The sequence below is a fragment of the Enterococcus ureasiticus genome (genome assembly GCF_001730285.1).
Classification (GTDB): Bacteria; Bacillota; Bacilli; order Lactobacillales; family Enterococcaceae; genus Enterococcus_L; species Enterococcus_L ureasiticus.
In genome coordinates this window covers 111605-130105 of sequence record NZ_MIJZ01000012.1, presented here as the reverse complement: position 1 = coordinate 130105, position 18501 = coordinate 111605, and the positions used below count along the sequence as shown (strand labels likewise).

The window sequence follows — 18501 nt, the reverse complement described above, 5'->3', positions numbered from 1 at the left end:
ATGTTGCAACAATCTCCACTAATCAAATGAACCGTCCAACTATATAATGAAATCAGACAAGGAGAGAAACAAATGAAAGATCGTACAATACAAATATTTAAACGGTTTATTAGGTCAGATTATTGTTTGACTCTTGATGAGCTAAGTGAGGATTTTCAAATTAGTAATCGAACAATCAGAAATGAGATTAACGAAATCAATGTGTTTCTCATCAGTCATAAAATGCCAGAGATCAGAACAATCCGAAATAAAGGAATGCTTTTAACACTTGAACAAACTGAAAAAAAACAATTAGATACGATTATTGATGAAAAAAATGAATTCGATTACTTAAATCGTGAGGAACGAATTTTTGACTTGATCTTGGCTTTTTCTTTATCGGAGCATCCTATTTTTTTATATCAAAAAGAATCGGAGTATCAAATATCAAAAAGCACAATGGACGAAGATATGCGTAGGGTCAGAAGTATTCTCCTAGAGTATGGCATAGAAGTGTTGAGTATTCCTAAACAAGGAATCGTTCTAAAAGGATCGGAGCGAACGATTCGAACAATGATTTACGATGTAGTTAACCAATCAATTGACAGCTTGCGGTTTCTTGATGAGAAGGATGCAGGATTGAGCGTTTCAGAAAAACATTTATTTCGCTATATTCCTAAAAATGTATTGAAAAAAATAGATTATATCTACCATCAAACGATCTCTTCAAAAGAAGATATTTATCGAAATCAACTTGTGATGTTTACGGCTATTTGGCTGAGTCGTTATTTAAGGCAAGAATTAATTGTAAACTCTGATTGGGAAGTATGGGATACGGATCAAAATAAGCTTAGAACTTCTTTTGTCGATCAACTTTGCCAAACTTTAGCAGTTAGGCCGCCGACATCGGAAATAAATTATATCATTTTTATGTTGGAGACCTTTAATACTGGGAGTATAAGCAGTTCGGTTGAATGGGTACAAGCTCAATTATTGTCGATTCAACTGATTCAATATGTCGAACAAATCACCCAAATTCCTTTTTCAAAAAAAGAGGAATCACTGCATGAAGGTTTATATCGACATATGGCAGGTTTGATTAGTCGGGTAAAAAGTGAAATACAGATTTTAAATCCCTTAAAAGAAACAGTTAAACGCTATTATGGAAATATTTATTTTGCTATTGAAAAATTTGCTCCAACGATTGAAGCAATCACTAAAAAGCATCTTAGTGACGATGAAATTGCGTTCTTGACGATTCATTTTTCTACTTCCGTAAGTGCAATTAATCAAGAACTGAAATATATCTATAAGGCAGTTGTAGTTTGCAATCATGGAACCGCCACTGGACGATTATTGGCGGAACATTTGAAAGAACTATTTAACATTGATGTACTAGCTGTTCTGAGTACAGGAGAGCTGGATTTAATCAAAAAACTAGATGTTGATTTGATTTTTTCAACACTTAGTTTAACCTATTTCGAAAAACCAATTTTAGTAGTAGATCCAATTATCAAAATAGAAAGTCGGAAAAAGATTCAAGAGTTTTTAGAACGAAATAGACAATTTAAACGTTTAGTTAATAATGACAATGACTCTACGGAGTTGTTTTACAAAGTTCTTGATTTGATTAAAGAAAGTGGCGGAACGATTTCTAGCAACATCTATCAAACTTTAGAAAATACTTTTGATCAGAATCATTTAAAGATAAATAAAAGGGAGTTGCAGCCGATGCTGAAAGATGTCTTAAAGAAAAGCGATATCTTATTATTAGAAAAATGTCCGGATTGGAAGAGTGCGATTCAACGAGTAGCTCGTCCATTATTAAAAGAAGGGTGTATAAAAGAGTCCTATGTAAAGGCAATGATCGCCTCTGTCAATGAATTTGGTCCGTATATTGTGATAGGTAAACATCTTGCTTTGGCTCATGCAAGACCAGAAGATGGCGTAAATAAATTAGGCATAAGCGTAGCTACTTTAGCAGAGCCTGTCGTCTTTGGAAATGAAGCGAATGATCCAGTGAAGATTATTTTTTGTTTGGCGGCAGTCGATTCGTTTTCCCATCTGAATATTATGAAAAGTTTGATCGAGCTGATCAATGATGAAACAAAAATAACTCGATTAACTAACTGCACCAATATAACTGAATTTGAAACGATTTTATACGAGGATGAGTTAAAAGAAACAAAATAATAAAAACGATAGGAGCGTATAATCATGAAAAAACTAACTATTTTATTTGTTTGCGGAGCAGGCTTAGGGAGTAGCTTTGCGGCACAAATGGCAGCAGAAGATGTACTAAATCAGAAAGGGGTCGAAGCAAAACTTGAGCATACAGATATCTCATCGGCAGTTTCTATGAATCCAGATATCATTATTACCGCTCAAAATTTTCAAACACAATTCGAAAAGTTTAGTATTGACGAAGAAAAAACAGCGATTATCTATTTAAAAAATATTGTTTCAAAAGCAGAGATAGATGAAAAAATCACACCAGTTTTACAAGCAAAAGGCGCTATTTAACGAGAAAAATAGAATGGAGGGGCACATATCATGGGGGTAATTAATTTTATCATCGAAAATATTTTGACGCAGGCATCGATTACGATCAGTTTGATTGCTATGTTAGGTTTGATCCTACAAAAAAAATCGATTGGCCAAATTTTATCAGGGTCATTAAAAACCTTGTTAGGGTTTCAAGTTTTAAGTGCTGGTTCTAGTATTATTGTGGGCAGTTTGACTTATTTTGGTGAAATTTTTACAGAAGGATTTCATATGCAAGGGATCATCCCTTCGATTGAGGCAATCAACGGTCAAGCGATGAATGAACTTGGTTTAGGGCGAGACATTGCATTAACGTTTCTGGCAATTTTCGTATTTAATATTTTGATTGCTCGTTTTACAAGATGGAAATACATTTTCTTAACAGGTCAAGCGATTTTATGGATGGCGACTATGACGACAGTTTTTGGGTATTTTGCAGGACTTCGCGGAATCGTGTTAATTCTTGTTGGTGGATTTATCGGAGGAGTTTTCGCTGTTGCAATGCCAGCAATCGCGCAACCGTTCATTCGAAAAATAACAGGATCGGATGATATTGCGCTAGGTCATTTTTGTACAATTGGTTATTTATTTGAAGCAGGAGTTGCTTGGATTTTTGGGGAGCGTGGGGAAAATAAAAAGTCAGTTGAAGACCTTAAATTACCAAAATCTTTTGAGTTTCTCCAAGACACCTATTTATCTGTGATGGTCGTGATGGTTCCCTTATATATTGTAACCGTGTTGTTTGCAGGAGAAACATTTGCTTCAACATTATCAGGCAATCAAAACTATATTATGTTTGCCTTCTTACAAGCAATCCAATTTGTGGTCGGTGTTTATGTTTTATTAGCAGGTGTTCGTTTATTGCTTGGAGAAATCGTACCAGCATTTAGAGGGATTGCGATGAAATTGGTACCGAATGCCATTCCAGCTTTGGATTGTCCTGTGTTTTTCCCGTATAGTCCTAATGCAGTGATTTTAGGATTTATTACGACAACAATTGGCGCTGTTTTAGCGATGTTTATTTTACCAACCTTTGGATTAGCCATGATTTTACCAGGAATGTTGACGAACTTTTTCGCAGGAGGAACAGCAGGAATTTTCGGAAATGCAGTTGGTGGTCGACGGGGAGCGATTATTGGCGGAATCGCACATGGATTCTTTATTACGTTGTTGCCTGCTTTGTTGGTGACGATATTCAACAGTATGGGCTTTATCAATGCCACAGCGACTGATGTGGATACCGTTACAGCAGCGCTACTATATGCTTGGATCATTAGTCCGATCATGAAAGCATTCTAAAAAGAGGTGAAAATATGTTTGATTTTCTGAAAAAGAAAAAAACAAGTATTGTGAAAACGGAAGTAGCAGAGAGTTTGACTGAGAATCAAAAAAATGACCTTCGTAAAGAAATTAGCCGACTTACAGCGGAAATCAATGAATTAGAACTAGCGGATAGTGCATTAGCTGAAAAATACGAAGAAGTAGGTTTACTCTTAGCACAGCTAGATGAGATCGACCAAGCAATTTCAACGCTGGAAAAAAGTCAGTCTTATAAAAATAGTATCGGATCAGGCTATAAAAAATTGATGAGTTTGTACAATCAAAAACGAGCGGAGGCTGCAAGAAGCGGTGATGATGCTGGTATTGAGCAATGGATGAACAAGATGGATGACATGAGACAAATCGCTAAAAAAGTTACAATTAGCGGTCAATAAATCGATAGATAGGGGAGAAATAGATGTATACAACATTGAAAGACGTCACAAAAACAGCAGAAGAATTGAACTTTACCGTAGGGGCTTTTAACGCCCACAATTTAGAAATGCTACCAGAAATGATTCGAGCAGCCAAAGAAATGGGGGCTCCGATCATTATCCAAACCAGTGTAGATACAGCAAAATATATTGGTTATGATGTATTAGTTTCTGTCGTTAAGACTATGGCTGAAAAGGAAATGGTTGATGCAGTGCTTCATTTAGATCATGCAAGAAATTTTGATGACATCAAAGAAGCAATTGATCTTGGCTATACATCGGTCATGTATGATGGTTCTCATTTGCCTTTTAAAGAAAATATTTTAAAAACAAAAGCTGTGGTGGAATATGCTCATAAAAATGGTGTTTCTGTTGAAGGTGAGTTAGGAACAATTGGTGGTACTGAAGAAGGCATTCACGTAGAGGAGAACGACAAAGTCTACACAAAACCAGAAGATGCACTTACGTTTGTACAAGCTACAGGAATCGATGCTTTAGCGATTGCAATCGGAACAAATCATGGTCAATTTAAATCAAAAACAGAAGTCAATATACCATTATTAAAAGAAATTCATGCACGTGTTGACATTCCACTTGTCATCCACGGCGGAACAGGGGTAAAAGAAGAAGATTATCCAGAATTAATCAACAATGGTATCCGTAAATTCAATGTTGGTACGGAACTATTAGTGAATTGGACTAAAAAAGCGAAAGAATCCTTTCAAGAAACAGCAGTTAATAAATCCTTACGCTACAATGTAATTCCGGCCAATGAAGCGTGTCACGATATCGTCAAGCATAAAATAGGCTTGTTTATGAATGCGAAAAATCCAATCCATATAGGTTAGCCCAATGAAAAAATTTTTGATCCTACTCGCTGGTAGTCCCGCAACAGGGAAAACCTATCTGATTCAAAAAATCAGTGAACAAGTTCCGAATATCTTCTTGATTACACCAGATGAAGGCAAGGAGTTGTTCGCAGATTCAGTTGGTTTTGATACGCTCGCTGAAAAGTCACAGTTGGAAAAGCGAGTTTGGCACTTTTATTATGGTATTTTAGAATTATATATGAATGCTGGAAAACAAGTAATCGTATCGGAATATCCATTTAGTGACAAGCAAAAAAATAAACTTGCAAAACTAGCACAAACTTATGAATACGAAGTGATTACGATTCGTTTAGTAGCCGATTTCGATGTGTTATGGGAAAGAAGAAAAGTACGAGACCTAGAACCAGATCGACATCTCAGTCATTTAATGACGCATTATCATTTTCTTGATCGATTAGACGATCGTAGTAAAGCAGATAATCATATTTCAAAAGAAGAATTCAAAGAAATAATCCAAACTAGAAAATACGACCAATTTCAGTTGGGGGAAGTTCATGAAATTGATGTCACAGATTATAGGAAAGTTGATTATAGCAATCTGCTCGAATACCTCAAAAATAAAATCGAATGTGGCATTTGAAGAATACTAATCAAATCAAAATAGAGACTTCTACTGAAGAGCATTCAGAGAAGCCTCTATTTTGAGGTGATAGAATGAATCATTTATTTTTTATCTCTACGATATACCATCAAATAATTCATCAGCATTACACCATTACGATAGTTTACCTTTTGTTCCACTAATTCAAATCCAAGAGATTCAAAAAATGGTTTAGCTGTGATAGATGAATAAACCGTAAGTTCCTTGGCTCCAGCTTTCAATGCATGATCTATCAAATCTTTAGCCAGCATTTTTCCTATGCCATAACCGATCCATTTTTTATCGACATACAATAAATCAAGTTCACCAGTATCGGTGATATTACCAAAGCCAATAACTTCCATTCGGTTCAAAGCAACAACACTATAGCTCGACGAAAGTCTAGCATCCCATTTTTCATAATCCGGGTTTAACTGAACCAATTGTTCGATTTGTTGTTGTGTATAGTCTTTTTTATTAATTGCTTGAACAGTTCCGTTAAATATAGCAAGTATGTTTTCTAAATCAGATTTTTGATATTTTCTTAAACTGAATACAGTCATTATTTCTTCACTCCTATTCATTAAGCTTAGTTTAATCACATAATAGAAATATGTCAAAGTATAATTGACAGAATATAGCATTTTTTAGCAAAATAATCCACTCTATTAACTTAACAAGCAATCAAGTATAATAATTCTTAGTAAATAAATGAGGTGGGCAAATATGCAACGGTTAGAAAAAGTAAGCAATATTCTCGCTGCACGAACTAAAAAGCAAGAAACAGTGGAAAAATTGAAAGGGGTTACGGCTCAAGAAATCAGCGAGTTATTGTCTCTAGCAAGAAACACTGTCAGTGAAGATCTCAATAAATTATTGACCGAAAAAGAAGCAATCAAGGTAAAAAGCCGTCCAGTTTTATTTTTCAGCAAGCAGGAATTAGAAAAGATATATAGTTGTTCATTTAAAGATCAATTATCGTTTAAAACTTTGGAGACCCTAGTAAGTTTTTTAAAAGGACAAGTGTCAGTTGATACTTTGCATGGAGAAACAAGTAAACCAGAAGAATTTTCAGAAATCATCGGATATACAGGCAGTTTAAAGGATAGTATCGAAAAATTAAAAGCAGCTGTCCTTTATCCGCCGAATGGCTTAAATATTTTATTAGGCGGTGAATCTGGAGTTGGGAAAACATTGCTAGCGGAATCATTGCATCGTTATTATGAGTCATTTACTGGTGAAGAATCGCCGTTTATTTATTTTAATTGTTCAGAATATTTTAATAATCCAGAATTACTAACAACTCATCTTTTTGGGTACAAAAAAGGCAGTTTTACTGGAGCTGTTGAAGATAAACCGGGACTTGTCGAATATGCTGACCAAGGTTTTTTATTTTTAGATGAAGTCCACCGCTTACCGAGTGAGGGACAAGAAAAACTTTTTACTTTGCTAGATAAAGGTTATTTTTCTAGAATGGGTGAAGCAGATGTTAAAAGAACAGTTAACGTTCGTTTCATGTTTGCGACAACAGAGGACTTTTCGCAAACATTTCTAAAAACGTTTTTACGCAGAATTCCAGTGACCTTGTTGCTGCCTTCTGTAAAAGAAAGACCTATTCAGGAAAAAATTGAATTAGTAATCAAATTTTTTCAAAATGAAAGTCGCAAAATCAAAAAAGATATAACGATTCAGTATCCGGTGATCGAGCAGTTGGTCTTCAAAAAATATACAGGTAATGTAGGGGAAATGAAATCTGAGATTCAATTTATTTGTGCTCAAGGCTATTTAAAACAGATCGAAAAACAATCCGCTGCCTTGATGATCGATCAAAGTTTGTTGTTAAATGAAGAACCGTTAGAAAAAGATGCGAAAGATCAAATCGCTTTAAAAGAGCTTTTAGATGGTAAAAGCTTAAAAATAAAATCAGATAATCAATCAGCAGTTAGTCATTATTTTACAGCGAGAGATAAGATCAATGATGCGTTTTACGATTTTTTATTAAAAGAGTTTTCCAATTTGAAAAATAGCAATATTCCACAAAAAGAAGTTGCTTCGATTTTACAGAAAAAAATTGATCAATTGTTTGACATGCGCTTATTTGAACCTATGAATAAAACGCAATCGATACGAAACATCGATGAAAATTTTGAACAAAAGATAGAAGAGTTGACTGTTTATATATCTGAACTTACAGGATTTACGATTCAGAAAAATCTTATAGAAGTTTTGTCAAATCATGTTTATTCTACGTTATTATTTATGGAAATTCCCAATGACGATTTTTATTTATATTCTAGTCAGTTGATGTTGGGCCGTCTTGAAAATTATGATATCTCTAAAAAAATCGTAGAAAAAGTCTCGACTCTTTTTTCAGTAGAATTACCTAAAACAGAAATCACTTATTTCGGGTTGCTATTAAGAAAACTAAAACAAGCGGATAGTCAATATCAACGCAACGATGAGTGTGGTGTGATTGTTGTAGCCCATGGATCAACAACCGCAACTAGCATGGCAGAATATTCTAATGTTTTATTTTCTAGTAATCTGCTAAAAGCTGTTAATATGCCGATTCATCAGACTGTAGAAGAAACATTGGAAAAGGTCAAAAACATTATTAAAATCAATAAGTATAAGCGATTGATTTTATTAGTGGATATTGGGTCACTGGTTTATTTTGGAAATCTGATCAGTGAAGAATTTGGTATCGACGTGTTGCTTGTTAAAAATATCAATTTGTTATCCTTGCTAGAAGTTTCCAGAGAGGTGATCTATGAATCAACTGATTTTAATTATCTATTGCCTGTATTGAATGAAAAAGGTCATCTGTCATCGGTGTGTAAAAAAGGTCATTTTTTTGATTCAAAAGTACTTATCGTTTCTTGTATGACTGGACTTGGAACCGCCTTGAAAATTGAGAAACTGATCATTGATGTTTTTCAAGAAGAAGTGCTGCAAAATATCCGGATACTGACACTAGATAATAGTGAAATACAAGATATCGAACGGATCCATCAACATATTCGAGCCGATGAAAAACTAGTCGGAATCGTAGGCACATTTCAAACTGAAGTACCTGATATTCCGTTCATCCCTTTAGAAGAATTATTTTCAGAAAAAGGTGTCGAACGTCTCTTGCTACTATTCGGTTATGGTATGTCAGATAAAAAGAATCGAACAATGAAGGATCAAATTGCCAAACGCTATGTGCATGGCCTGTCTTTAAAGGCAATCGTCAATCATATCACGGTACTAAATCCACAACGCCTATCGATCGAGGTCAGCCAGATTTATGATGACTTGTGTCGGCAATTGAATTTAAGCAGTGATGAAAAGATCATGTTGCGCTTTTTGATCCATACTTGTTGTACAGTTGAACGCTTGGTGATAAATAATGAATATAGTACATCTGATTATAATGTGTCGTACAAAGATATCCCAAATGAAGCATCTGTCATAAAAATGGCCTTTCGTCCATTGGAAGTGTCGTATAATGTTCAATTCTCTCCTTTAGAAATAAAATATATTTATGAACTGCTTTACGGCAGTTGATAAAGTTGAGGAAGTTCGTAGCACTTAGTGTTACGGGCTTTTTTTTTTGGAAATATCCCTCTAATAGTAAACTACGCGATAATTTGATAGGTTCATTTAATTTTACAATTTAAATGAGTTTTATTTTACGACAGATTATTGGCATGGGACTTGCTTTGTAGTTAGGTAAGGGAGCGATAAAAAGTTTTTGTTATATGGAGATATAGATAGGGGAAGGATTACTTTGCCAGGTGTTATCTAGCTACGCGGGCTAGCTCTTCGGAAAAAAGATAAATTATAAATGAGGCAAAGAGCACCTCAGTTATAATTTCCTATTTTTCAGTCAGAGCTGAACGAGCCCGCTACGCTTTTAATTTTATCTAGCTACGCGGGCTAGTCTCTCGGAAAAAAGATAAATTATAAATAAGGCAAAGAGTACCTCAGTTATAATTTCCTATTTTTAGTCAGAGCTGAACGAGCTTGCTACGCTTTTAATTTAAGGAGATGAAAAAATGACAAAAGAACCAATCATTCTACTCACCCATGGCGGTTGGGGAGCAGGGCTTTTAAAAAGTATCAAAATGATCGTTGGTGAAACGGAAAATATTTATGAAGTTGTTTTACAGCCGGAAGATAATTTACAAGAATACATCCAACGCGTGGAAAATCAATTGAAGTCTGTTACTTGGAGTGAAAAACTGCTGATTTTAACAGATATTAAAGGAGGTACAACAAGTAATGTCGCTTTAAGGCTTTCTAGAGATTATGATGTTTTGGCTATCTCGGGATTGAATACAGCGATGCTTTTAGATGCTGTTATGAAGCAAACAGCACCTTTTACTGAACAAGCAGGGGCTGAGATTTTACAAGCGTCATTAGACAATTGTCAGATTTTGCAATTACCAACAACAAACAATTAGATGGGAGATCATTATTATGGCAAAAATCGTATTAACAAGAGTAGATAGTCGTTTGATTCATGGACAAGTGGTAACAAAGTGGTTACAACAATCTGGAGCAGATGAAATTTTTGTGGTCAGTGATGAACTAGAGAAAGACGAATTTTTACAAAGTATCTATGTTATGGCGGCACCTCCAGGGGTTGAAGTGAAGATCTATGGCATAGAATCAGCACAAAAATATTGGACAGAGGATGCGGTAAATAGTAACGCAAAAGTGCTCTTCTTAGTGCCAGATCTACCTACTTTAAAGGCCATGGTCAACGCTGGTGTGATTGAAAATGATATTCAAATCGGTGGTTTAGGCGGAGGAGCAGAACGAAAAAATGTACTTAAAAATATCAATCTATCCGAAAATGATGTTAGTGTTTTAAATGATTTTCTAGCAAAAAATCTAAATGTTTTCTTCCAAGCGATTCCGGAAGATAATCCAATGCCGATCGAAAAATTGATTGAAAAATACAATTCTTTATAAATAAAAAAAGGAAGTGACAATAATGGGTGTTTTAGGTGTTTCAATTACAATGGGATTGTACTATTGGTTTGCCCGCTTGCGTTTTGGCTATACATTTTCAGGAATGTTGTCTCAGCCCTTGTGTGCAGCCATGGTTGCAGGACTTGCTACAGGAAAAATTGCTGAAGCGATGACGATAGGTGCTGGGATTCAGCTAGTCTATTTAGGTGTAACATCAACGCCGGGAGGAAATGTACCGAGTGATCCAGCTTTAGCTTCAGCAATCGCAATTCCGATCGCTTTAGGTGTGGGAATGAATGCAGAAGCTGCAATTGCTTTAGCCGTACCATTCGGTGTGTTAGGTGTTTTTATGGACCAAATCAGAAGGACGGTCAATGCAACATTTGTTCATATGGCAGACAAATATGCAGAGAGTTTAAATTACAAAGGGATTTACCGTGCAGCCTTTTTATATCCAGCTCTTGTCGGTTTCTTATTACGTTTTCCACTAGTTTTTGCTGGGAATTTCTTCGGGCAATCAGTGGTGACGACACTTTTAGATATTATTCCAGAAAAATTGATGCACGGATTTGAAGTAATGGGCGGTTTATTACCCGCTTTAGGTTTTGCTTTAACGATCATGGTTATTGGTAAGAAAACGCTGATCCCATATTTCCTAATTGGCTTTGTGGCCGTGATGTATTTTGGCGCAGAAGTGATGGCTGTCGCTGTAATCGGGACCTGTATAGCTTTCTTAGTGAGAAATAATGCGCTGAAGGAGGGGGAAGCATAATGGAAAATACGACAGATGTAAATCAAAAAAAATTAACGAAAAAAGAAATCAGTAAAACCTTTTGGATCTATCAACTCGGTTGTGAATTATCCAACTCTTATGAACGCCTGCAAAGTTTGATTTTCTGTGCATCAATGATTCCTGCAATCAAAAAATTATATGCAGATAATGAAGACGAACAACGTGAAGCGCTAAAACGTCATCTAGCCTTCTTTAATACAGAAGGCACGATTGGTGCATCGATTCAAGGGATTTCTTTGGCAATGGAGGAAGAACGTGCTAATGGAGCGGATATTGGCGATTCTGCTATCACCTCTATTAAAACAGGCTTAATGGGTCCTTTAGCTGGTATCGGTGATTCCATTGTATGGGCAGCAATCATGCCGTTGATCATTTCTATTTTTATTCCGATCGCCAAAAACGGCAGTATCATGGGCGGCTTAGGACCTTTAGTGATTTATACGGTTTTAACGATGTATATCAGCTGGGGGTTGATCAATAAGTCCTATACACTGGGGCGTAATTCAATCATGGCACTACTTAAAGATGGTAAAATCAAACAAGTTATCTATGGTGCAAATGTGCTTGGAATGATGATGATGGGTGCTTTATCTGCAAGTTATGTGAATATTGCCAGTCCGATGAAATTCCATGTTTCAGGAGGGGCAACGATTGTTGTTCAAGATATTTTGGATCAAATCATGCGGGGAATCTTACCTTTAACGGCTGTTTTCTTGATTTATTTCTATATGGTTAAAAAAGGACCTCGCTATGGGATCATTATTGGAACGATTGTTGCAGTTAGTATTATTGGCTCATTTTTAGGTCTTTTATAAAATAAGAAGAGGTTGGGATAAAGAAAATCTCATCCTCTTTCTTGAGTTTTATAAAAATAAAGATACTGTTTTTAAAGGAGTAAAGAAGTATATGACAATTAGTTACGAAAAATTCAATTTAAAAGAAGTCATCAATGCCTCAGGTAGAATGACGATTTTAGGCGTATCAAAAGTCTCAGAAAATGTCTTAGCCGCTCAAAAATTTGGAGGGGAACATTTCTTTGAAATGAGCGAACTAAGTATTCAAACAGGTGCTTATTTAGCAAAATTATTGAAGGTCGAAGATGCTCAAGTTGTGTCTTCTGCATCAGCTGGGATCGCACAAAGTGTGGCAGCCCTAATCGGTGAAGGCTCAGCTTATCACGCCTATCATCCTTATACAGATAAAATCACGAAACGTGAAATCATCTTACCTAAAGGACATAACGTAGATTATGGTACACCTGTTGAAGTGATGGTGGAACAAGGCGGTGGTCAGGTCGTTGAAGCAGGGTATGCCAATATGTGTTCACCAGAGCACATTGAAATGATGATCACGGATCAAACAGCTGCTATTCTGTATATCAAGAGCCACCATACTGTTCAAAAAAGTATGTTAAGTGTGGCAGAAGCTGCCGCTGTAGCGAAAGCGCATAAGTTGCCGTTGATTGTGGATGCGGCAGCGGAAGAAGATTTATTCAAGTACATCGAAGCGGGCGCAGATCTAGTGATTTATAGCGGTGCTAAAGCAATCGAAGGCCCAAGCGCAGGACTTGTAATTGGTAAAAAAGAATACATCGAATGGATTCGTCTCCAAGGTAAAGGCATCGGACGCGCAATGAAAATCGGTAAAGACAACATACTAGGATTCACCCAAGCAGTTGAAGATTATGTGAAAAACGGCAGTGAATCCGGCACGTCAATGCAAGCTCGCTTAACGCCATTTATTGAGGGATTGAACCAAATTGACAACATCGAAGCCAAAAGTGTCCAAGACGGCGCAGGTAGAGATATTTATCGTGCCAGTATCAAAGTAAACGGCGCAAAATCGGCCAAAGAAGTCATCAAAGAACTAAGGGCTGAAAGTCCAGCAATCTATACCCGAGAATATCAAGCCAATAACGGGATCATCGAATTTGATATCCGTTCAGTCAATGAAGAAGAAATGAATAAGATTACCAAAAGACTACAAGAAATTATGAATTAAGGGAGAGAAAAAATTATGACATTAACACCAAACTATCTAGAAAACCGAATTTGCTTAAACGTCCTAGCCAACTCAGTAGAAAACGCGAAAGACTGTTATGAAGCAGCGGAAGGCCACATTGTTTTAGGCGTATTATCTAAAAACTACCCAACAGACGAAGCGGCGATCGAAGATATGAAAAAATACGCTGCTGAAACCAACAATGCTTTATCAGTAGGTTTAGGTGCAGGAGATCCTAACCAAAGCCAAATGGTTTCAAGAATTTCAAAAGAGTTACAACCCCAACATGTCAACCAAGTTTTCACAGGTGTGGGCACATCACGTGCGTTACTAGGTCAAAACGAAACGATCGTGAATGGTTTAGTCTCACCAACTGGCAAAGTCGGTATCGTGAATATCGCCACAGGTCCATTAAGCTCACAAGCACCAGCAGGAGAAGTCACGATCGAAACAGCCATCCGCTTATTACAAGATATGGGTGGCAGCTCAATCAAGTTCTTCCCAATGAAAGGTTTAGCACACATCGAAGAATACAAAGCAGTCGCAGAAGCTTGTGCCAAATACGATTTCTATTTAGAACCAACAGGCGGAATCGATTTAGAAAACTTTGAAGAAATCGTACAGATCGCAGTAGATGCAGGAGTGAAGAAGATTATTCCTCACGTATACAGCTCCATCATCGATTCAACAACAGGTGATACACGTCCAGAAGATGTGAAAACATTACTAGGTATGATGAAAAACAGCTTGAAATAATAAAAGCTGAGCGGGCTCGCCCAACTCTGACAGAAAAATAGGAAAATATGAAGGTGGTGCTTTTCGCCACTATCAGATTTTATCTTTTTTCCGAAGAGTTAGGCCGTGAAGCTAGATAAAATAAAAGCTGAGCGGGCTCGTCCAGCTCTGATAGAAAAATAGGAAAATATGGATGTGCCGTTTTTTGTCACAAACATATTTTATCTTTTTTCCGAAGAGTTAGGCCGTGAAGCTAGATAAAATAAAAGCTGAACAAGCTCGCTAGCAATAAAGAAATAAGTTAGGAAAAGCGTAATGCCTTTTCCTAACTTATTTTTATTTCCCTAAATTATCTTTGATATTCCGATAGTATTTTTCAGTTAATTTACTATCTTTATTTGTATAATAGTACAGCTTATCTTTAGTCTTGATTTCTAAAATCGGTTTTTTATCCGTTAAAACAAGCAAATAAGCAGGTTCGGAATTAACCTGAAATTCCCCAGTTAAATAATTTTCTGTGGCTGTTCCGTAAATCCGAAGTTTATCTTTCGGTAGACTATCAACCAGTTCTACTGATTCAATATCGTTCCAATCAATCTGTCTGCGTTGACTTAATGGTGCAGATAGGGCGATTCCATTGTCCGTTGTAGTCAATTCAAATGGATTAGTTGAAAAATCACTGATCAGCATCGGAATACTTGCTGCGATTAAAGCAACTAAAACTAAAACGCCCGTCACTCCTAAAGTGAATTTTCCAACAGGTCTACCTAAATTGACAGAGATATTCATTCCAATACGATCTGGTACCATGATTCTTTTATCATTTGGATTAATATAGACTCCATACTTCCAATATTGATCCTCATCACTGTAGCGGTATTCCTTGGCTTGCGCAATCAGTTGATCTTGTTTTTTCCTAGATGAGAATAAATAATAAAAAGTGAAAACGACAAATGCAAGAATAAGAACAGCATAACCAATTGAAAATACCATCATTCGTTCATAAGGTACCATAACAGAACCGATTGACATAAAAGCCAAGGGACTCAAAACCAATGCTGAAACAGCCATTAAAACAGACCAATGATGACGCATTTGATCATTGACATTTTGATTGATCGTTTCATCGCTTGTTACTGGTTTAACCGGAAAACGAGCAATAAAATAGTAGAAAAGTAAAAACATTCCTGTCATAAGAATTGAAATAAGGCCAATAATCCATGTGCCATTAGACAAACCAAGTGTTTTAAAAGAATAAATACAACCTGAAAGAGTAATGAAGATACTTGGTAAAAACCACCAAATAGAAATCAATTTCCGATTTTTATTTGCTACTAATTTTGTATCGACTAAAATCGGACTTGTAGGTAAAATCCAATTGTTTTTGACTTTTACAGTTGTCATTTTACGAATATAAACAATCTGTAAGTAAAAAGAAGCCCCGATAAAGCCGATAATCATCACGAGAAAATAGAGCAAAGTCAAAGAATCATAAGAAATCAATAAAATTGGTAAAGCGATAATAGTGAAAACCAAAGCCAATTGCATTAACCTTTTTTTGTACGTCTTACTAACGAATAAAACTTGTTCATCTTGAAGTTTATCTTTCGGTAAAGTTGTTTCTAATATAACGTTCTTATGCGGATTTGCAGGAATTCTTCCTGTAAATGCCATTAAAAAGTTGACCCCAACAAGTAATAAATAGAGAAAGAAATTCATTTTCAACACACCTTTTACTGTTCAAATTTTTGATAAATCTGTGTAACTTCTTCTTGTATCGTATTTTCCGAAAGTTGATGAATAGAAGCTTCTGCTAATAATAGTTCTAATTCTTTTAAAAATCGTTCTTGAAAAGAAGGTTCCAGTGATTGTTTTTCAGCAACTTTAGTGCCATTTCTGCGATCTGTTAAAATATAGCCATCGTTTTTCAATAAAGTGTAAGCTTTTGAAACAGTCATCATATTTACGCCAATTTCGTCAGCCATTTGTCGAACAGAAGGCAGGACTTCACCGGGTTGTAGCTTATTTGTCGCAATGCCGATGATGAGTTGATTACAAATCTGTTGATAAATCGGTGTTTGGCTTTGAGTATCTATCTCTAATAACATGTTTTCACCTCTTTTTTAACTCTTTGTATTACATATGATAATACAGGTGATGCAAAAAAGCAATTTTATTTTATTAAAAACTTGAGAGATTGAAAATTCAGGCATATAATGAAAAAGGAATACGATGAGTGAAAGGATGAATCAATATGTCAGTAATCGAACCTACTGTAACAAAAAAATTTCACGACACATTTGTGGAAAACAATAAACAAAATGCCTTACAACGTGGCGTTGTCAAAAATGGCATTACGGCTTCTGCTCAAAATCAGAGTGCAGAAGTAAATAATGTTCCCGTTTTTTCAGTAGATCTTACAACTGGAAAAGTAGCAAATCAAAAACAAAGCGGACGTTGTTGGATGTTTGCAGCCTTAAATACATTTAGACACAAAATGATCAATAGTTTTAATTTAAAAGATTTTGAACTTTCTCAAAACTATACATTTTTCTGGGATAAATACGAAAAATCAAATTACTTCTATGAGAATATCATTGCAACAGCTGATCAAGAATTAGACAGCCGCAAAGTGGCTTTCCTATTAGCAACGCCTCAACAAGATGGCGGACAATGGGATATGATCGTTTCTCTTTTCCAAAAATATGGGGTTGTGCCAAAAACAGCTATGCCTGAAAGCAGTAATAGCTCAAATTCTCGTGACCTAAACAATTATTTAAATAAAAAATTAAGAAAAGATGCAACGATTTTACGTGAGTTGATAGCTAGTGGAAAAACAACGGCAGACGTTCAAATGGCCAAAGAAGCAATGCTAGGAGAAGTCTATAACTTTTTAGCAATTTCATTAGGGACACCACCAGAAACCTTTGATTTTGAATACCGCGACGAAGAAAAAAATTACCATTTGGATCAAAATTTAACGCCGCAATCTTTTTATGAAAAATATGTGGGTGTGAATCTTGATGACTATGTAAGTGTGATCAATGCACCAACAACGGATAAACCTTACAATCAAACCTATACAGTAGAAATGTTAGGGAATGTTGTAGGCGGCAAAGAAGTGAAATATATCAATGTAGATATGACGACATTCAAAAAATTAGCAGTAGCTCAATTAGAACAAGGAGAATCTGTTTGGTTTGGCTGTGATGTGGGTCAGTCTTCTACAAGAGATAGTGGGATCATGTCCCTAGATGCATATGACATGAATGATTTATTCGATATTGATTTCACTATGACGAAGGCTGAACGTTTAGATTTTGGTGAAAGTTTAATGACTCATGCGATGGTTTTAACGGGTGTGGATCTGATTGATGGTGCATCAGTTAAATGGAAAGTAGAAAATAGCTGGGGGGAAAAAGTTGGCGATAAAGGGTTCTTTGTGATGAGTGATACCTGGATGGATGAATATACGTATCAAATCGTTGTTCGCAAAGAATTATTGTCACCGGAGTTACAAGAGGTATGGAAACAAGAGCCAACTGTTTTAGCACCTTGGGATCCAATGGGCGCTTTGGCATAAAAAAATAGTGCTTAAAAGCACCTTTTTCAGTGAAGATTTCCCATCTCCTATGAGGTGGGATTTTTTTATTACCCTAAGTATGCGCATATTTTCAAAAAGATTTTAGTGTGTTATAATTTGTATAAACAAAAGAAAAGCGCTGACATTACTACCGCCTAAAGTAAGTAATATCAACGCTGACTGATTCACTAGGAATCTTTTTTTGATAAGATAAGTGTATCATATGTTGATTAGATTTACAAAATCGTGAGACAAAAATTTTCAGAATTATCTGATTGAATGAGACTTTCTATAAAAGAACAGTGTTCTCAGTAAAGTAGTTAGAATAAATATCGATAAAAATGGTAGGATTGCCAGACATTATATGCGTATAATAAGGTCTAAATAGCACTTTAAGTAGGATTTTAATATTTTTGTTAACTTATTAAATTTTACTTAATAAATAATAGAGAATTTGGCTATTGCCAATTTGTTTATTATGGAGTAGAATGAGAAACAGTTTCAATAGATTGAACGAATAAAACTAAATAAAATAACTTTTGATAACCAGCGCCGGCTGTTTATCAGTAAAAGTGTGGATCGACAATTCTTAGGCCATAGATAGAATTGTTGATTGACACTTTTTTTAGTTGTTTTTGAAACACGCCAAGCAACACAATAAAGTGATGAGTGGTTGTTAT

General features: G+C 35.7%; 17 protein-coding genes. 14 read left to right on the top strand and 3 right to left on the bottom strand.

Annotation, left to right across the window (positions count from 1 at the left end; translation table 11 throughout):
- The first annotated feature begins 72 nt into the window (after nt 1-72).
- The 6 genes from BCR21_RS06660 to BCR21_RS06635 are packed head-to-tail and all read left to right on the top strand — an operon-like array spanning nt 73 to nt 5747.
- Entirely contained in the window at nt 73-2172 is a 2100-nt protein-coding gene (locus tag BCR21_RS06660) for a BglG family transcription antiterminator (protein ID WP_069645701.1), read from the top strand.
- 24 nt (nt 2173-2196) lie between these two features.
- Entirely contained in the window at nt 2197-2502 is a 306-nt protein-coding gene (locus BCR21_RS06655; protein WP_010770846.1) for a PTS sugar transporter subunit IIB, read from the top strand.
- A gap of 30 nt (nt 2503-2532) precedes the next feature.
- On the top strand, nt 2533-3822 hold the full coding sequence (locus tag BCR21_RS06650; RefSeq protein ID WP_069645700.1) for a PTS sugar transporter subunit IIC: 1290 nt from the start codon (nt 2533-2535) through the stop codon (nt 3820-3822).
- A 14-nt stretch (nt 3823-3836) separates the two neighbouring features.
- Nucleotides 3837-4238, top strand: a complete 402-nt coding sequence (locus BCR21_RS06645) for a hypothetical protein (protein ID WP_069645699.1) — start codon at nt 3837-3839, stop codon at nt 4236-4238.
- Nucleotides 4239-4261: 23 nt separating this feature from the next.
- Nucleotides 4262-5125 carry a class II fructose-bisphosphate aldolase gene (locus tag BCR21_RS06640; RefSeq protein ID WP_069645698.1) on the top strand — a complete coding sequence of 288 codons (864 nt, stop codon included), beginning with the start codon at nt 4262-4264 and terminating at the stop codon, nt 5123-5125.
- Nucleotides 5126-5129: 4 nt separating this feature from the next.
- Complete coding sequence (locus tag BCR21_RS06635; RefSeq protein WP_069645697.1) at nt 5130-5747, top strand: AAA family ATPase; 618 nt, start codon at nt 5130-5132, stop codon at nt 5745-5747.
- A gap of 83 nt (nt 5748-5830) precedes the next feature.
- Here BCR21_RS06635 and BCR21_RS06630 read toward each other — a convergent pair whose 3' ends face one another.
- A complete protein-coding gene (locus BCR21_RS06630; protein ID WP_069645696.1) occupies nt 5831-6310 on the bottom strand; it encodes a GNAT family N-acetyltransferase in 480 nt (159 codons plus the stop codon).
- 163 nt (nt 6311-6473) lie between these two features.
- Between BCR21_RS06630 and BCR21_RS06625 the strand changes: the two genes are divergently transcribed.
- From BCR21_RS06625 to dagF, 7 genes are all read left to right on the top strand, one after another.
- Nucleotides 6474-9296, top strand: a complete 2823-nt coding sequence (locus tag BCR21_RS06625; protein WP_084013250.1) for a sigma-54-dependent transcriptional regulator — start codon at nt 6474-6476, stop codon at nt 9294-9296.
- A 491-nt stretch (nt 9297-9787) separates the two neighbouring features.
- The gene (locus BCR21_RS06620) at nt 9788-10195 is read left to right on the top strand and encodes a PTS sugar transporter subunit IIA (protein WP_069645694.1); all 408 of its coding nucleotides are present in this window, start codon (nt 9788-9790) and stop codon (nt 10193-10195) included.
- A gap of 16 nt (nt 10196-10211) precedes the next feature.
- Nucleotides 10212-10709 carry a PTS sugar transporter subunit IIB gene (locus tag BCR21_RS06615; RefSeq protein ID WP_069645693.1) on the top strand — a complete coding sequence of 166 codons (498 nt, stop codon included), beginning with the start codon at nt 10212-10214 and terminating at the stop codon, nt 10707-10709.
- A gap of 22 nt (nt 10710-10731) precedes the next feature.
- Nucleotides 10732-11481 (top strand): PTS mannose/fructose/sorbose/N-acetylgalactosamine transporter subunit IIC, encoded by a 750-nt coding sequence (locus BCR21_RS06610; protein ID WP_069645692.1) that lies wholly within the window; start codon nt 10732-10734, stop codon nt 11479-11481.
- On the top strand, nt 11481-12317 hold the full coding sequence (locus tag BCR21_RS06605; protein WP_069645691.1) for a PTS system mannose/fructose/sorbose family transporter subunit IID: 837 nt from the start codon (nt 11481-11483) through the stop codon (nt 12315-12317). The genes BCR21_RS06610 and BCR21_RS06605 overlap by 1 nt, the downstream gene beginning before the upstream one ends.
- A gap of 91 nt (nt 12318-12408) precedes the next feature.
- Nucleotides 12409-13503, top strand: coding sequence for a DgaE family pyridoxal phosphate-dependent ammonia lyase (locus BCR21_RS06600; RefSeq protein WP_069645690.1), 1095 nt, complete (start codon nt 12409-12411; stop codon nt 13501-13503).
- 15 nt (nt 13504-13518) lie between these two features.
- Nucleotides 13519-14259 carry a 2-dehydro-3-deoxy-phosphogluconate aldolase gene (gene dagF / locus BCR21_RS06595; RefSeq protein WP_069645689.1) on the top strand — a complete coding sequence of 247 codons (741 nt, stop codon included), beginning with the start codon at nt 13519-13521 and terminating at the stop codon, nt 14257-14259.
- A 315-nt stretch (nt 14260-14574) separates the two neighbouring features.
- Here the strand turns inward: dagF and BCR21_RS06590 are convergent, their stop codons facing one another.
- Nucleotides 14575-15957, bottom strand: a complete 1383-nt coding sequence (locus tag BCR21_RS06590) for a DUF5808 domain-containing protein (RefSeq protein WP_069645688.1) — start codon at nt 15955-15957, stop codon at nt 14575-14577.
- A gap of 14 nt (nt 15958-15971) precedes the next feature.
- The gene (locus tag BCR21_RS06585; RefSeq protein WP_069645687.1) at nt 15972-16346 is read right to left on the bottom strand and encodes a GntR family transcriptional regulator; all 375 of its coding nucleotides are present in this window, start codon (nt 16344-16346) and stop codon (nt 15972-15974) included.
- Nucleotides 16347-16492: 146 nt separating this feature from the next.
- Here BCR21_RS06585 and BCR21_RS06580 point away from each other — a divergent pair, with 146 nt between their 5' ends.
- On the top strand, nt 16493-17821 hold the full coding sequence (locus BCR21_RS06580; protein ID WP_069645686.1) for a C1 family peptidase: 1329 nt from the start codon (nt 16493-16495) through the stop codon (nt 17819-17821).
- The last annotated feature ends 680 nt before the right edge of the window (nt 17822-18501 follow it).

Bases quoted from the DNA above. Each gene is read 5' to 3' on its own strand.
- BCR21_RS06635 (WP_069645697.1), top strand. From the start codon at position 5,130: ATGAAAAAATTTTTGATCCTACTCGCTGGTAGTCCCGCAACAGGGAAA.
- BCR21_RS06590 (WP_069645688.1), bottom strand. From the start codon at position 15,957: ATGAATTTCTTTCTCTATTTATTACTTGTTGGGGTCAACTTTTTAATG.
- BCR21_RS06600 (WP_069645690.1), top strand. From the start codon at position 12,409: ATGACAATTAGTTACGAAAAATTCAATTTAAAAGAAGTCATCAATGCC.
- BCR21_RS06655 (WP_010770846.1), top strand. From the start codon at position 2,197: ATGAAAAAACTAACTATTTTATTTGTTTGCGGAGCAGGCTTAGGGAGT.
- BCR21_RS06660 (WP_069645701.1), top strand. From the start codon at position 73: ATGAAAGATCGTACAATACAAATATTTAAACGGTTTATTAGGTCAGAT.
- BCR21_RS06605 (WP_069645691.1), top strand. From the start codon at position 11,481: ATGGAAAATACGACAGATGTAAATCAAAAAAAATTAACGAAAAAAGAA.
- BCR21_RS06610 (WP_069645692.1), top strand. From the start codon at position 10,732: ATGGGTGTTTTAGGTGTTTCAATTACAATGGGATTGTACTATTGGTTT.
- BCR21_RS06585 (WP_069645687.1), bottom strand. From the start codon at position 16,346: ATGTTATTAGAGATAGATACTCAAAGCCAAACACCGATTTATCAACAG.
- BCR21_RS06615 (WP_069645693.1), top strand. From the start codon at position 10,212: ATGGCAAAAATCGTATTAACAAGAGTAGATAGTCGTTTGATTCATGGA.
- BCR21_RS06645 (WP_069645699.1), top strand. From the start codon at position 3,837: ATGTTTGATTTTCTGAAAAAGAAAAAAACAAGTATTGTGAAAACGGAA.
- BCR21_RS06580 (WP_069645686.1), top strand. From the start codon at position 16,493: ATGTCAGTAATCGAACCTACTGTAACAAAAAAATTTCACGACACATTT.
- BCR21_RS06625 (WP_084013250.1), top strand. From the start codon at position 6,474: ATGCAACGGTTAGAAAAAGTAAGCAATATTCTCGCTGCACGAACTAAA.
- BCR21_RS06640 (WP_069645698.1), top strand. From the start codon at position 4,262: ATGTATACAACATTGAAAGACGTCACAAAAACAGCAGAAGAATTGAAC.
- BCR21_RS06650 (WP_069645700.1), top strand. From the start codon at position 2,533: ATGGGGGTAATTAATTTTATCATCGAAAATATTTTGACGCAGGCATCG.
- BCR21_RS06620 (WP_069645694.1), top strand. From the start codon at position 9,788: ATGACAAAAGAACCAATCATTCTACTCACCCATGGCGGTTGGGGAGCA.
- BCR21_RS06630 (WP_069645696.1), bottom strand. From the start codon at position 6,310: ATGACTGTATTCAGTTTAAGAAAATATCAAAAATCTGATTTAGAAAAC.
- dagF (WP_069645689.1), top strand. From the start codon at position 13,519: ATGACATTAACACCAAACTATCTAGAAAACCGAATTTGCTTAAACGTC.